Below are 15,470 nucleotides of genomic sequence, written 5' to 3'. Positions count from 1 at the left end.
AGCTCAGGTCAAGCGTCTCCTTCAGCCGACGGTAGAAAGTGTGCTTAGGGACGCGGCTGGAGAGCTGAAAACAAGTGATTTGCTTTTCGGTATATTCTTTTCTGCCTTGCATACCTTAAGATACAGAAAAGGCCACTTAAATCCCTAAGTAGAGTTGTGCAACAGCCACGGGCGTTAATTGGGACACCCTCCTTTAGTAACTGTCAACGACTATCCGTAGCATACGACCTGGCAAAGCGAAGGGAATTTATCGAATCAGCAAGTCGCATCCTTTCCGGACAATTGATTCCCTTCGCTTTGTTCAACATCACCAGCCTCAAAGCCCCTCTTTGAGGCTGCTTCGTTTCCTAGCCTTTACTCGTGTCCAATGATCAACCGTTTACTGGCTTTGAGAATGCCGTCCTCAAATAAGCTGTAAAAATAGATGCCCTCCCCTAGCTCCTCCCGGCTTAGCTCATACCGCCCTTCCTGATGGGCCGTTACGTCAATATAGCGGACCAGCTTACCCTGGAGGGTATAAATGTGAATTACCGATTGGCGAGCCCACAAAGATGCCCGAAACCTCAGCGTTGTTTTCTGACTAAATGGGTTGGGATAATTCCCCAGGCTCCGGTCCGCCAATTCCCGGACTTCTCCATCGGGAGCGGCCTGACGAACGCCCGCCTTATTCAGGAACTTCCAGCGCTGGTTGGCTCCCCCGGTTGCCGACCAGATGATAACATCCGTACCGGCAGAGGCAGACGCATTGAACCCGTCGAGCCGCTTGTCGGGGGCGCACTGCGGCCGCCTGGCTTACATACTGTACTGTTCAGCATGCCGTTTAGTAAACATTAAATTAAATTAGTTACTACGTAGATATATATACAGTCATAACATTGATCCATCTAAACAGTCACCCCCTTTGTGATGATGGCTTAATCTAGTGTAGACCTATGACCTGAAAAGCTATGGGATTCTTTGTTAATTGGCCAATTTCCTACCTTCCTTATTTGTATTATGGTTGCTTACTGGGACTGATTGTTACGTTAAGTCTTCATGTTACGCCAAAGGCTGGTTCTTGGCTGGCCAGGGATCGCTGGTTTGTTGCCCTTTCCATGCTGGGACTGCTCATCGCCCGCCTGCCCAGCATTTTCTTTGCCGAGTGGTTGAACGTCGACGAAACCCAGATGATTGCCGAGGCGCTCACCCTGCTGCAGGATCCGGTTTACTGGCGCTCGGTCGACGGCACAACCATTGGCCCCCTCAATAGCTATCTGCTGGCCTGGCCGGGGCTGCTGCACTGGCCCATTACCTATGTGACCTGCCGCTTGACCGCTACCTGCCTGGTAGGCCTAACTAGTTGGCTCCTGTTTGCCGCCATGCGGGAGTTGCTATCGCCCCTGGCCAGTCGGGTAAGCCTACTGGTCTTGATGCTGTTTCTGTGGTTTACCACCTATTTTGATTATTTACATTGCAGCAGTGAACTGCCTGCTTTGCCCATCCTCGCTTATTGCTGGCGGATCCTGGTCCGACTCTATAAACGGCCAGCCTCTTTTACCGGCCAGCATATGGTTTGGCTCATCACCGGAGGATTAGCGGGCCTGATTCCGTTCATTAAACTACAGGCTGTACCCAGCATCGCCATCATAGTCACCGCCCTGTTGGTTAACCTGACGGCCCGTCGAGAAACGAAGCGGTATCTTCCTACCGCCAAAAAGGCACTAAGGTGGCTACTGATAGGGGGGCTATTGCCCAGCCTGCTGATCATTGGCTTATGTACGCTGTGGGGGGTAAGCGAGCGTATGTATGTGTTTTACTTTAAGTCGAACCTGCTGAATTATAGAGAGTACTACAAAGATCTATATCCTAATACCCAGTTGCCGCTTTGGGAAAAACTGGCCCGTCTTCCCGGATTTTTCACCGCTGAACCTACCTTCGGCCACTACGTCTGGCTATTCCTGCTGGCAACATCGCTGGCCATTGGGGGACGGATTTACCGCCGGAAACGCCTACCAGCGGGCCAGCAGTGGCTACTGGGTTGGTCTTTGGGCTGGCTGGCAATGGCCTGTTATTCAGTCGCCATGCCCGCCACCGAATACGGCCATCACTTATGGCTGGTCTTACTGCCACTCACCTGGCTATTGAGCGTAGCGACGCAGGAACTGCTGACCAGCTGGCCTATCTTGAGGGTAAACCGGCTTCGGTTAGCCGCTCTAACGATTGTACCAAGCCTGATTCAACTCAGTGCAGTGCAACACGCGGGCCTGCAAAAGGCCCATTATTACCTTTACTGCCTGGCCCACCCGCAAGCCGTAGAGGTGAATCCGGTTTCTTCGGCGATCAGCGCCTGGGCGTTACCCGGTGATCGGTTAGTGATTTGGGGCTGGCAAAACCGCTACCACGTCGATACCCAGCTACCGCAGGGTACCAGCGAGAATACTAGCTTTCGGAGTATGTATCCCCACTCGCTACGCCCGGCCTACCAGCATAAATACCTGAAGGATATTATGACCAGCCGACCCACCTTTTTTCTGGATGCGACGGGTCCCAACAGTCTGTTTATGAGCGATACCGCTCGCTACCGGTTTGAGCAGTTTCCCCCCCTTGCTCGCTACATTGTCCGGCATTACCGGTTGGTCAGTCAGGTGGACCATGTGCGTATTTACCTGCGCACCGAGCGAGTCCGGGCTTCTTCCCTCCTGGTAGGCACTAACTAGCCTTAGGTTGCGCTGGTTATGGCAGACTACCCTGTTGCGGGCTCGATTGAAACGAATCGGAATACTCTGTCTACTCCCGCAGGTACAGCATTGTGAACTTCCTGTATGGCTATCCTGAAGGATATAAATAGTTCCTATACTAGTTCCAGGCCAATCACCATAGGGGTTTTTTAATAATTTTTGATTGAGCCGCTCTTTATTGAGCGCAGTATCAACACCTACCTGCCGGATGACGCCCTATCCTTCCGCGTTTATCAGCAACTACTGGCCTAGCTTAACCAACTGAGTATTCGCGGCAATCGCCACAAAATGACCGTGTAGGTCGATCTGAATCCAGTTCAACGCTCAAGCGATGAGCCCTCCCCTTATCAAACAGTCGGCTCAGAATACGTAGTAGCCTTCCATATCATGTTTGAGCGTAACAACCGCGACTCTGAATGGCGCCTGGTGACTCCCTTACGGTTTACCGATTAATTATCGTTCAAGTCCCCAGGGGCCGATGTTGTTTATTCCGCCCTAGTTGATCAGTTGATTTGGGGCAAACTGCTCTAATGGTCAGTTTGCCCCAAATCAACTGATCAACTAGGGCGGAATAAACAGTCATCTCCACTTGAATTTCTTTACCTCGCTCAGACTGCGTAGGGCAGTATCCATTTTTTCAAATGTAATTTTGTTCAAGACTTCCAGGAAAGGTGTGAATTTGTGTTTCGCACCGCCCGGCGGCCCGGCTCAATTTTCGCCCTTCTTTGGAAATCTAGTGCATTAGCCTGAACAGCTTCTACTTGTGCTTCAACTCATAACCAATATAAGAAGTTACTTTTTTACCGGTGCCTGTCTCTTCGGCATCGCCACGCTGCATTCGGTAATCAATCACCGTTTTCTGGCCCGATACGTTACCATAATAGCCAATCAACTGCCAGTACCGACCCGAACCCGTCAATGACGTAACAGGATTGTTTTTTCCGTTCGTAGTTATAGTCCATCCGGCCTTGGTCATCGTTACTGGTTTGTCAAACGTCAGATTCATCACTCGTGTATTCGACGTTGACTTTATGACGGAGGTAAGCTGGGGCGGAGTCTCGGTGTCAGCTGGGTTTGCGAAACCACTTGTCTTTTTCTTATAGATGTTGATCAAGCCGGTTGAGGCATTGAAACTAAAGTCATCCGCTCCATTAACGCTTACGCTTTCAATGGTGCCTCCTTGTACCAGCAACGATACATCGCGCCACATCAGATCCTCACTAAGTTGACTATAGTCCAGCTTGATCGTTATGCCATTGCCCGTAACCGACTCTGATTTTACCAGCCCTTTTTTTACTTCCAGGTATTCAGCAAACTCCTGCAGACCCGAAATCCAGGTTCGATCCTGATTTTTGCTATGGTTCTGAATATATTCCAGGAACCCTTTGTAGTTAGTAAACTGCGAGGCATCGAGGAACGGATAATTCAAGCCGTGGGAAAAGGCCTGGTAAACAAACTTGGTATCAGCCGATGTACCCGTTGAGGCTTCGAAGGCATCATCTACCCATCGTTTAGCCTTAGCGGTTTCCGTGGCTGTCCAGTAATCACCCCACCAGCGTCGGGTGGTAATGAGTCGCCGGGTTTCATTGCTCTTTACCCGTTCGCCCCACAGCACATTAAACTTTTCAGGGCCATTGTTATCATCCGATGCATCCCCGTTGGGCCCATACCCCTGGCTAGCCGTGAGGATATACCCCTGGGCAAAACTTGACTCGACAAAACCTTCATAATCCGTGGGTATGGTAAACGTCCGTGTTTTAATCCCAATTTGATCGTAAAGATTAATCTCGTTTTGTTTAAGATCATAATAGCGGCTGTAGTAAGCCGCGTGGGTCAGGCTGTGGTTAGAGAAATCGATGGCTCCTGAAGCAAACATGGTGCGCGCCTGGGCCCAGTTTGTCACGGAGGCATATGAATTATGGGTGTCATTGGCATTCCAGGCAAATGTATAATGCCATTTCACGGATTTGCCCGCCCCGTCGGTGTAGGTTAATCCGGGATAGGAACTGCCATCACCCGCTTGGCCACCCACGACAAAGGGATAGACAACGTTAAAATCACCGATTCCCCCATCATCTTTCACGGGAATGAAACCAATGGATTTGTCATACTTTAAGTCGGCATAAGTAGTTGTCGGTGAGCTGGGTTTATCCGTAAACTTTACCCGAATGGTTATGTCTTCTCGGGCCGCCGCTCTTGGTGATCCCGACTGACCTGAGTCAGGATCTGGCTCGATACGAGTACAATTAGTAACAGCCAAACAAATGGCCAATGCATAGGTGAGACGGGATAAATAGGTTAATCTCATAAGTAGTTGATAGTTGAGAATACAAACATAGTCAAAGTCAATTAAATTTATTATTTGGTGGCGTTCTCTAGCGCTCGCCTCCGCTGATTCTATGAGCAATTGTTGTACCTAAGCACTTTATCAGTTTGTTAGCGTAATAGGGCTGCGTCTTGGTTGAGACAACCCCTATACAACCCTTATAGGCTTGTTATTATTTACTGGATAGTAGTTCGAGCAACGCAAGTGTGGACTTGCTACAGTTGACTGGAAGAATTTTCAGGCAGATTAGATCATATTCTTAAATATGAATCTTATGAAAAGACGTGTTTTTGATAAAACCTTCAGTTGTCCAGTCAGGCCTAGCTACGCTGAATTACTAGAGTAATTCTATCTGTTAGCTTGATTGCTAAAATTTAAAACTTCTTCCTCTACTTTCATGAAAAAATGTAGCTCTATTGGTTACTGGTTATCTTGGTCGGGTTAGCTCCAAGTGCTCATTACTGTATTGGATGATGAGCAGAGTTTACTGGCTACCTGCCTGAATTACTACCCATTGAAACTGAACAGTTTTAATGGGTAGTTGAGTTATGGATATAAAAAATAAAATGTTATAATTGAATACAGTATATCTTACCACTTTGGCCTTCGATTGTGTACATACTTATTATTAATAGTTGGAATTTTTAACCCCTTCTAGTCTTGCTGGAAGGGGTTTTTGTTTAAGGCCATCGCTATCTGGTAAACAGTACTGGTTGTTGATAGTAGAGTTGAGCAACAATCTGGTAGGGAACATAAGGGTAAACTGTATACGTGGTACAATACTTTCGTGTGAAATTATAATTCATTGATAATTAGCTGTTTATATTAAATTTTTAGAACATCTGTGTCCACTTTACTTATAAAATTTACCGCCCGGCGGCCCGGTTGATTTCAGAAAACTCGTTATCTCATGAGCTAAAATGAATCGGAGCCGCACCGGCGGACCGGCCGAAGCGATTTGATATCGCAAACGGCATTATGAAACGATCTTGAAGGTTTCAAAGAAGGAAGTCTACAGAATCTTTTTCTTTTCAATTAATCGACCGTTAAAATGAAATTCTAGTTGTAACTAGGTGATATTAAGTCAATTGATACCCTTGTGCGAAAGTATTGCAGACTACTGGACAAAATACCATTTGACCCTTGGCCGCGCGTCAAACCAGACCTTAACTTGTTTTAAAAATCGCTTGAAGTCTAAAATACGAGCGCTCACTTCCTGAAGACCTCGTTTGAAAAACGACTGTGCTGGACCTGTCACTCCTGAGCGGTAGCGTTTAGTGGCGATTTGCTTCCGGTGCTTGAGACCTTCCAATAAGCAAAGCACATAGGCAAAAACAATGATGGCCATCAGCAGGCTAATCTTCAACGGATTTTAGAACCGGGACGCCGGAGCGTTTCATTTGTTGAAGATTGAATCCGTTGGTCTTGCAACACTTAAAGCAAACCGCGCGGGCGGCCCCGTTTTATTTTCCACCGCTTACGATACAACTCTGTGGCAACAACTACGTTGGGCAAGCTGGTAATCCAGTATAAAATCGGCTCATCCTTACAAGCATCCGGATTTTACCGCTTCGGCGGTCCGATTCATCACCAATCGAAACTCGTAACCCTCCCATAGAATTGGCGTGGATACGGCTCGTTTACGCCGGAGCGCTTTCCGCTCCAAGCTATAGTAATTGTTGACCTGTTTCTTATAGCACTTAATCGGTAGTCGCACTACAAAGTCAATTCTTAAGTCCCCCAGGAATCGCAACCAGTCATCGCCCACGTACCGCCCGGGCGGCCCCGTCCCGATCAGCTAATAAGGTCTTGCCTTTTAAATTAAAGAGCCGGGCTGCATCACGCATTAACTCTTGATGTTCCAAGCCATTACTATGCCCATCATGGTCTAACTCACGCCAAAAGATGGGTATTGCAACCTGCTGATAGACGACGCACAGTACTTGTAAGTGTACCGCACAGGCGGCCCTGCCATTTTTGGCCAATCTCCCAATTGGTCGAATCTAAAATCAAATAGTCGACTCGACCGCTCAACAGCCGAAACGTAAATCAGGGTCCGCCCCCGCGGCTGGATGCACTCGGTTAGTAGTGCTGCTTGAGGGCACCGGAAGAAGCGGATCATCGGACCGCCGAAGCGGCCGTTTATAATGACTGGCCGGTCGACGATCTGCCTTTCCCAGCAATGTACCGATGCGGTCCTTGACGGTGTTTAGATTGGTACTACGACTGGCCAATAGAGCTTGGGCGAGTAATAGGAAATTCTTAACGATACCTCGACTGAACTGCGGGAAATAGCTGCTAAATGGCTGGTAGAGTGAGTAGTCCATGATCGTAACAGATAGAAGTTTAGCCACTCCTAAGTTACCGGCTACTCACTCACTTTGTAAAATGTCCAGTAGTCTGAAAGTATTGTACCACTTATACAGGATACCCGAAAACTAGAAAAATTTATCGGCGAGGCGCTGGGTGGGAATCACACCCCAAGGGGATAAGCGTCCTACTGACGCGCCCCCTCAAAAAGCCCTTTCCAACGGCAATCCAAGAGACCCGGAGCCTGAATCAACGGGTTGATTCGCTAATCCGCCGGCCTGAGTTACTTAAACGAGGCCGTAACGGGCCCGGTTAGCCGATAAGGAGCCGAAAGAAGGCTGTCCATTAATCCAGCCGGCTGGCCTGACCTCAGGGGGTTGCCCGAGTTTATACCGACTGAAGCGCCCAACCGATACGGGATACCGCTTCTCCAGGGCCTCCCCTTCCCTACTTTCCAGCCTTTTACAGGTAGTGTACCGGTTGGCCAAGCGGGCATACCCCGGAGCGATGCCCAGACCCGCTTTTGAGTAGGACCCATCAGGCCGACAAACCAACGACCGGGTTGCCACCCGATCGAAATGAGAACGCCTTCGCTGCCTGGCGTACCGGTTGTCGCGGGCCAACAGGAGCAACCGGTACGCCGGTCTATTCCCTTAAGCGGACTAAGGGAAGGGGGTGAGAGACCAACTAAGGACTACCCTCCTGGTTAATTTCAGCGAGATTCATGGACCAGTTGTTACCCGGTTAACCAATCGACGTCCAAAGACTAGCCCCCTGAACTTAGGGAAGTCGCCATTCACTACTGAACAAAATCGTATGCCAACCAACCTGAACATTAGTGATCGGGTGATCACCGTGAGTGATTCATTTCAACCCGTCAAGGTCGGCATCCTCCTCCAGTACATCCGTTCATTTCTTACCCGCTTAGTCGTTAGTTCTGTTTGTAACCCATTCATGCCATTCATGCCAGCGATCTTCACGCCTCCTCTATCGATAACTACCCGGCTGGGTGATTCGTTATTCTGGCCCCAAGCCAGGGCGGTAACCAGTCTTTCATCCCAGGAAATTACTCAGTTCACCCGGAAAGGCTGGGTTGGTGCTTTTCCCTTACTGACACCCGCCGGCGTGGAGCGAGCCACGGACGTTCATTATCAGGTTGAGCATCAGTTTATGCCTGAACCCCTGATGCCCACCCTGCACCGAAAAGATGCCTTTGAGCAGCGGCCCTGGGTCAAGAGCAAACATGTTTATGTAGCCGAGTACAATGCCATTGTGCGGCATCCGGCCATTGTCAATCGGGTAGCTTCCATTTTAGGACCTGATCTCATCGCCTGGGGGTTATCGGTCGCCGTGCGTCAGCCGGGCCAGAAACACCGCTGGCACGTCGACATTGAACACCACCGCTGGCCGGGCCTAACGGTCTTTATTGGCCTGAGGGGCAGTTCGGCCAACTCCTCGCTTAACGTCATCAGCGGCTCGCATCATACCAAGGCGATCCCCTAACAGTTTAATCTGACAAGTAACCGGGCGGCCCTGGCTAAGGCAAGCCGCTTGGAAGCTAGCAGTCAGCTGGAGACGGTCGTTACCCAGGAAGGCGAATTTTTCATGTTTGACGGCCTGCTGTGGCACGGATCGGCCAATTTGAATGCCTTTCCCCGAGTGGCTTTGATTGCCCAGTATGCCCGTCCCGACGCGCGGATTGAAGTGCCCCTGACCTGGAATGACCCTATTCGCTGGCTAGCGGCTTCGCCCCCCTGCGTGTTGGTCCGTGGGCAGGATCGGTTCGGCATTAATCGACTTGCTGGGTAGGCTCCTTAAAAAAAGCTTTATTATGAGGGGGCTCAAAAACACCCTGCCCGTCACGATTGGGATATTGATAACCGCCTAATTTGTGTTTGTTCGGTCGAGGAAGCGGGAACCAATCAACCCATTACCCTTAGGATAGTTTAGGGTTTAGGGGCCAAAGGCGGGCTATGCCTCTCTGATAGAACGGCCGAGAGTAGTCTTTTGCCATTAGTAGGTTCTTCAAGAGCTCCTGAACAACTCGTCGAGTGAACCGATTGGGCGAACGTATATTTAAACATGGCTTGGCGTTAACTAGCTATTCAGACACTCTATTGGGCTTATTATTCTCTTACTAGGGATTATTAATTTTATGATCCTTTACCTACTCCTGGTTACCCTGCTTCTTGGTTTTTCCATCTACCGAGTAGGCGAAAAGTTGCGCAGAAAAGACCCAATCACGCGCTGGACAGAAAGTTCAGATTGAACGCTGGCGTTGTGATTTACCAAAACACGCTGGTTAACGAGGGCGTATTGAGACTAGTTCGTCTCAGCCATCCGTCAGGCGTACTCTATGAGCACTGGGTTTACCTATCAGGAGCGGATGATCGTATTTTCAATCTGGCTAAACGTTTCCTGCATCTGCTGATGGTAATCTTTCTCAAACAGGGTCATTGACAACCGTTGGTCATCCTGAACCGACCGACGCTGCAAGTCCGGTTTGGATACGGTCAGGAACCGGTATTCCTGGCGTTCTTCGTCCTGAATAATTCGGCATAAAAGGGGCAGATCCCCGGCCCAAAGCGTTTTTATACCAATCACGAATTGACGCTTATAAAAGGGTTTCTTCGCCACCGGATAAAACGGAGGCGTTGGCGGGGCTTCATCCTCGACAAAGACGACGGCCGTCTCCAGCCACCACAGACCACCTTCCTTGCGGGCAAAAAAAGCCGAAACAAACTGGCCGGGTAACCCTTCGGCGCCCCGTAAGGGAACCTCGACCACGATGGACGAAGTGGTGTACTTGCCTCCATTGAGTTGGTACATCATTCGATTATACGTACTTCGTAACAGAGCGGGTTGGCCGCTTTTAGTAGCCGACTCAGGCACGTTCGGTTGTTTTTGATTGGTTTCATGGATGACAATAGCCAGCCTGAGCCACCGGGGAAATTCTCGCTGGGTCGCATTGACCACTTGTCTTATAACCGCAACCCTGTGCCCGGTAATAGCCGCCACATCCGCATCGGTCAATTTGTAATGCTTCTTCAGGGCGTCGTAGCGTTGTTTCCAGGTAAGTTCTATCATGTCAATTCCGTAGTTGTATGAGATTGGCTTGCCAACAGGCGGTAACGTAGGGGTTCGATTGAATGGATCACCGGGTCTTTACCTAAGCCCGGTACCGCCAGGTTACACGTTTTTAGTTGGTATACCAATTATAGAGTAGGCATGTTATACTTATCAACCTTTTTGATGGATGGAGGGCCCAGGTTGGGCAGTGCCACCAGGCCACACGGTGAAGAACCTGGTAACACAGGTTCAGCCATTCGTCGAAGCCCTCGTTCAGCCCTGGACGAGATGAATCGTAGCAAGAGTAGCCTACCGTCTGGTAAATAATCAATACAAAATGGGACATTACCGGTTCCAGTTGCTTTGTTTGCCCACAAATTACGACGTGCTAAGGCCGCTCAGTACCATGAAAGTATACGCAATTACCGAGCCAGATGGGAGCGAACGCCCTGGTCACCCCCGGCCCGCTCACCGAAAAAAATACGACCTGCCAAGCTTGCGCTTACTGTTTGATGACCAGACGGCTATGTGGACAGACTCCATACCCGTCGTATTCACCCCCTCACCCATTGTTATCTACACCGGTCAGAAACCGATAACCACCAGCCTCAAATGGGCATCTGTCATCCTGCTTACACTCCTGGCGGCTCTCCTTCACCCGTCGGTAACCAGCATTGATACCACGGAGATAAAGCGTTTAAACGACATGTTTTCGACCTTTAAGCGCCCTGCCTCAGCCCCCCTGCCAGCCGATCCGAAGTGGACCTATTTCACGAGGACAAACCAGGCAAGCGGTCCGGTTCGGTGGGCCGAACTACCCTCGACCAATACACTCAATTTTGAACTTCCTTATAACAGTGGCTTAAGGGGGTACTTTGCCCTATCAAAAAAGCCTACAGGAGTCGGGATGATGTTACGCCTTGAAAAAGGCCTTTTTCAGGCAAAAGCCATCGTCGGCCATAGTGTACGTTTGGTCCTGGATGAGGATCTGGTGCAAACATTGCCCATTGAGCCGGCCTCCGTTTTTCAGCAGAATGTAGTCAACATTCAGGCCAGGCCTGCCTTGGTAGCCAGCCTGAAGAGGGCCAAAACGATGCGGATTGAGGTTCAGTTTTACCATGAGCGTAACAAGCAGTTGGAATTTAATGTACAGGGATTAAAAAGAGATTTCTAAGTAGGGTTGACCGGGCCAGTGCCCTGCCTGTCGATGGAGGGGCTTAGTTCACCTTGAAGTTGGCGTGTCGACTGGAACAACTCAAAGCGTATGGCATCGAATTACGCCCGGCAAGTCCCCTCAAAATGCGTGTATTGAACGGGGCGGGACTGCCTGTGCGGTGGAGGTCTGGATTAGCCGAATATACTACGGAACGTCCCCGTCAGGCCTTGATGCATGACACAGGCCCACTAGCAGCAAGTCGCTTAAAGGCCAGTCAAAACCGGCTCACTAAGGGGGTAAGGACAGCATAAACGGGTCGATACGGTCCAAAGTGGCCCCTTATCGGTTACGGTTCGTTCTTCCGCGTAGGGTTTGCTCAGTTTCCTGGATGTGAACCCAGGCAAAACCAGCATGAAACATGAGTGGCCCCGCTTCGATCGGATCACGTGTGGCCGGGGTGGGTCAGATTTCACCACCGGCACGCACCGGATAGCCTACTGTCCGTCATGAGTATCTCCACCAGCCAAGAGGAAGTCCCTAATGGGGTAAAAATGAAGGGCTGTTATCTAGGTAGCCGCGACACTCGACCAACTACTGAGGTACTGAGGTTTACAGGGCACTTCAACATCGCTATGAAAATTACTTGTTTCTACACCTGTATGGTATTTTAAAGAGAAAAACTTGTAAAGTTTTTGTGACGGTTAGATTTTTCTGGCGTCCAAACAGAGTTCACTAAGCCAAGCCATTTGCTATGCCTTCTTTATTTAAAATCGGGGATTCGGTCATTGTCATGACGACGGATTCTCAGCTCATAAACCTTGAGGTAATTGATATAGACATGCGACGGGAGAGTAAACAGAATCTTACAGCGATATACTGGCTAAGCGATGGCAGGGCTTACCAGCGAGCTGATTTATTCGTCAATGCAGAAGAAGCCAAAGGGGCTAACAGGCCCCCGGTACCATCCTATTAGCGCATCTGAATCGCCAGTTTGATGACAAAAGCATCCGTTCATTAGCTGGCTGCCTCCAATTGCCGGGTCGTGTCTCAGGTTGATGGTATAATTCTTCTATCCGATTGATGGCCTTTTGTTGGAACGCTCGGACCGACTGTACCCTAGGTTTATGGGTAGTAAGTTACGCTACTTAACCAGCGCAGCCCAGTTAATTGCCGGGCTGCGCTGGTTAAGTAGCTGTCATTTCATGGATTTCTCAGCTTTCCATCGGTCGTTTGGCTAATCCCGCTTCTAAGGCTGGCGTTACCCGTAAGGTCTTGTGCACCCAAACGGACCCGTAACAAAAAAAAGGCAGCTTTATCGAGATTACACAACTTATGCAGCTCGCAGGTAGCCGATCACTTTACTCCGAAAACGTACTTCATTTTTAGGATCCAGTCGTTGAAAAATTTAGGTTTTCGTATTAGAAAAAGGGCACTCATACTATAGGTCATCTGGCATGATGGCCACTCTACCTGATAGTAATGGGTCTCTAGGGGAAACAAAATCAGTATATATACTGGTGTTGATGGGCTAGTCAGTAAACCATTACAGGTAGGAGAAATTATAGAAAATGGAGCTGCCCAAAGGGCGATTGGGGGCGCTAAAATAATAGTAATCAGTGGAGATAAGCCCGTAGACGACGAATCACGTTTGACCGATAATGTAAGTTAGTGGCTTTTAAACGCTGCCTCTTGAGATAAAGTGATTATCCATCGATTTGTTGCAGAACCAAGCCGTTTTGAAAGCGGGTTGTAGATGCTTTATATAAATTCCTTTCGGTTAACTAATCAACTGCTTAACTAACAAAACGTCCGATCTCCCTTGAGATCGGACGTTTTGTCACCTGAACGAATTACTCTACTGAAACGAATCGTTTCGGCCATCGATCAACCTGGTTAGAGTTTTTGAACCGAGTTGTCCATTACGGACAGTGGTGCCACCTCCGGCAGTAGCTCACCTTGCGTACGCCCCAAAATAAAGGGAAGGTACCGGGTTATGACCAAAATAAAGGGTATCTGGAGGGCCAGAATGGCACTGGCAAAGCCCAGATTAATCCAGTGAGGAGCCGTAAAGCTTTCTTTCGGCCACGACAGGTACCCAAGCGCCATAACTTTCAGCATGGTGGTGGCGATGGGCTGAAAAAACAGGGTGATTAGTGTATTTCGCCCAATTAGCTCCACCCAATAACGTCCCCCGAAAACATTGGCTGCTATCCGACTGAGCCCCATCAGCATCAGTGAACCGGTGAGACCACCCAGTAAAAACAAGGGATACTGATGGCCGTAGAGTAGATCCCGCATATCTACCTTGCCGTTGCTGGTGGCTAAAGCGAACGTAAAGCCCGCTAAGGCAATGACCATCCAAAGCAAGGTAGGGGTTGGATTCGTCAGAAAACTCTTGATCGCCGTTTTGCCCTGATGGCCTGCCCAGTAAAACAGAACACCGGTAAACGCAATGTCCAGGCCAAAGGGTAAACGAGTCGGCTGGATCAAGGCTATGCAAAGCGCTAAGCTGATCAAACCGCCCAGCTTAAGCAGGGGGTAGACCGGACGGCGAAACAGAAAATAAAACAGGATCTCGACCATGAACAAGCAGGGCAAAAACCAGCTGAGCACCGCATGTGACAGCCAGCCGCCCGTGCCCACCCCGTAGACCATACCTACCAGGGGTTTCCAGTACGGGATAGGGTCATGTCCCCCAAAGCGCTGGGCAATCAAGGCCCAGTAGCCATACAGGAGTAGCCCCAGGGAAGCATAAGGGAGCAAGATGGTTTTAGCCCGGTGACGCACAAACAAGCGGGCCACCGGGTGCTTTTGAAAAGAAAACAGATACCCACTGATCAAAAAGAAAAAGGGCATGTGAAAACTATAGATGAATTGAAAAGCGGGCCAGGGTAATTTTTGATGACCAATAACGACGAGTAGTATGGCGATGGCTTTAGCATAGTCAGCCCATACGGTCCGTAAACCCGGTAGCGGTTTCCCCATAAACGAGTGGTGGATAGAAGTTTATTTTTAGGGCAAATGACTATACTAATTGGGCCACTATTATATTAAAAGTGGTTTATCTACTTAAGTATAATCAACAAGGCTGTTTCTATAATTGTTACTTTACCGAATGGAGTGATTATATATAGATTGTCAATTATAGCTGGATAGGATAAACTACCGATAAGCCGTCTATCGTAGAGGTGTTCATGGGTCATTGACAGCCCTCTACGACTAGCTGACGTTGACAAGTATGCGCCCATCATCGACTAACTGAGCCTTTTTGGGGAATCATCCGTTAACAAAAAAGGCGATAGCAGGTTTGATCAGAAACTAGTTGTTATGCTGGCGAACCGAGTCATCTGTATTGTCGATGGGGCGATCGATTTTCGACTCGTCCTGGAGGAAGTCTTCTTTCGGCATCTCTCTTACTACTCGGTTCGCTTTTTTAGCACCGAAAAAGCCTTCCTCGATGAATTGCCCCACATGCGGCCTGGCCCGGCGCTCCTTCTGCTCGATCAGGCGCTGGCCCGGTTAGGTGGTCATCAGATTGAGCAGGCGTTGCAGGACCATCCCGTTTATCAATCCCTACCGGTGGTGCGGTTGGTTGAGCCGACCGATGAAGACCCACTGGCTCTGCCTGCTCTATCTCCACCAACCTGTCTTGGTAAACAACTGGATGGGGACTCTTTGCGGGAAACGCTGTCCCGGCTTTGTTTCACCTGGCTGGAAGCTCCTTCTATCACGGGGGAACGCCTGTCGCCATCAACCATGTTAACTACTTTCAATCGGCTGACCAGATCCCCCCGCCAAGTAAGTAGACGTCCCCCCTTACGGGTGAGTTGGCTACCGGTTATCCTAAGCGCTCTGATTGTGGGGAGAGCGAGCGTTTGGCTAAGCCGTTCAC

Annotated in this window: 13 protein-coding genes; 6 read left to right on the top strand and 7 right to left on the bottom strand. The window is 49.4% G+C overall.

Annotated features, from left to right (window positions below):
- Positions 1-354: 354 nt before the first annotated feature.
- Complete coding sequence (locus ACYVK4_RS22180) at positions 355-621, bottom strand: T9SS type A sorting domain-containing protein (RefSeq protein ID WP_461129751.1); 267 nt, start codon at positions 619-621, stop codon at positions 355-357.
- Between the two features lie 326 nt (positions 622-947).
- Here ACYVK4_RS22180 and ACYVK4_RS22175 point away from each other — a divergent pair, with 326 nt between their 5' ends.
- On the top strand, positions 948-2,696 hold the full coding sequence (locus ACYVK4_RS22175; RefSeq protein WP_461129750.1) for a hypothetical protein: 1,749 nt from the start codon (positions 948-950) through the stop codon (positions 2,694-2,696).
- Between the two features lie 778 nt (positions 2,697-3,474).
- Here ACYVK4_RS22175 and ACYVK4_RS22170 read toward each other — a convergent pair.
- From ACYVK4_RS22170 to ACYVK4_RS22155, 4 genes are all read right to left on the bottom strand, one after another.
- Positions 3,475-5,025, bottom strand: coding sequence for a hypothetical protein (locus ACYVK4_RS22170; protein ID WP_461129749.1), 1,551 nt, complete (start codon positions 5,023-5,025; stop codon positions 3,475-3,477).
- 1,135 nt (positions 5,026-6,160) lie between these two features.
- Entirely contained in the window at positions 6,161-6,391 is a 231-nt protein-coding gene (locus ACYVK4_RS22165) for a hypothetical protein (protein ID WP_461129748.1), read from the bottom strand.
- Between the two features lie 682 nt (positions 6,392-7,073).
- Complete coding sequence (locus ACYVK4_RS22160) at positions 7,074-7,370, bottom strand: hypothetical protein (RefSeq protein WP_461129747.1); 297 nt, start codon at positions 7,368-7,370, stop codon at positions 7,074-7,076.
- A 270-nt stretch (positions 7,371-7,640) separates the two neighbouring features.
- Positions 7,641-7,985, bottom strand: coding sequence for a hypothetical protein (locus ACYVK4_RS22155; RefSeq protein ID WP_461129746.1), 345 nt, complete (start codon positions 7,983-7,985; stop codon positions 7,641-7,643).
- Between the two features lie 184 nt (positions 7,986-8,169).
- On the opposite strand from ACYVK4_RS22155, the gene ACYVK4_RS22150 reads away from it, so the two are divergent.
- Both ACYVK4_RS22150 and ACYVK4_RS22145 read left to right on the top strand, forming a co-directional pair.
- Positions 8,170-8,856, top strand: coding sequence for a phytanoyl-CoA dioxygenase family protein (locus ACYVK4_RS22150; protein ID WP_461129745.1), 687 nt, complete (start codon positions 8,170-8,172; stop codon positions 8,854-8,856).
- Positions 8,857-8,904: 48 nt separating this feature from the next.
- Complete coding sequence (locus ACYVK4_RS22145; RefSeq protein WP_461129744.1) at positions 8,905-9,162, top strand: hypothetical protein; 258 nt, start codon at positions 8,905-8,907, stop codon at positions 9,160-9,162.
- A gap of 567 nt (positions 9,163-9,729) precedes the next feature.
- Here the strand turns inward: ACYVK4_RS22145 and ACYVK4_RS22140 are convergent.
- The gene (locus tag ACYVK4_RS22140; RefSeq protein ID WP_461129743.1) at positions 9,730-10,440 is read right to left on the bottom strand and encodes a hypothetical protein; all 711 of its coding nucleotides are present in this window, start codon (positions 10,438-10,440) and stop codon (positions 9,730-9,732) included.
- Between the two features lie 388 nt (positions 10,441-10,828).
- On the opposite strand from ACYVK4_RS22140, the gene ACYVK4_RS22135 reads away from it, so the two are divergent.
- Together ACYVK4_RS22135 and ACYVK4_RS22130 are read left to right on the top strand one after the other, a co-directional pair.
- Positions 10,829-11,596, top strand: a complete 768-nt coding sequence (locus tag ACYVK4_RS22135) for a hypothetical protein (RefSeq protein ID WP_461129742.1) — start codon at positions 10,829-10,831, stop codon at positions 11,594-11,596.
- Between the two features lie 733 nt (positions 11,597-12,329).
- Positions 12,330-12,551: a hypothetical protein gene (locus ACYVK4_RS22130; protein WP_461129741.1), complete on the top strand. Its 222-nt coding sequence runs from the start codon at positions 12,330-12,332 to the stop codon at positions 12,549-12,551.
- 920 nt (positions 12,552-13,471) lie between these two features.
- Here the strand turns inward: ACYVK4_RS22130 and ACYVK4_RS22125 are convergent.
- Positions 13,472-14,563 carry an acyltransferase family protein gene (locus ACYVK4_RS22125; RefSeq protein ID WP_461129740.1) on the bottom strand — a complete coding sequence of 364 codons (1,092 nt, stop codon included), beginning with the start codon at positions 14,561-14,563 and terminating at the stop codon, positions 13,472-13,474.
- A 342-nt stretch (positions 14,564-14,905) separates the two neighbouring features.
- Between ACYVK4_RS22125 and ACYVK4_RS22120 the strand changes: the two genes are divergently transcribed.
- Positions 14,906-15,470 (top strand): hypothetical protein (locus tag ACYVK4_RS22120; protein ID WP_461129739.1); only part of this gene is annotated, 565 nt, incomplete at its 3' end.

This window comes from Spirosoma aerophilum (assembly GCF_054782495.1).
This window is presented reverse-complemented; position numbering and strand designations above follow the sequence as displayed.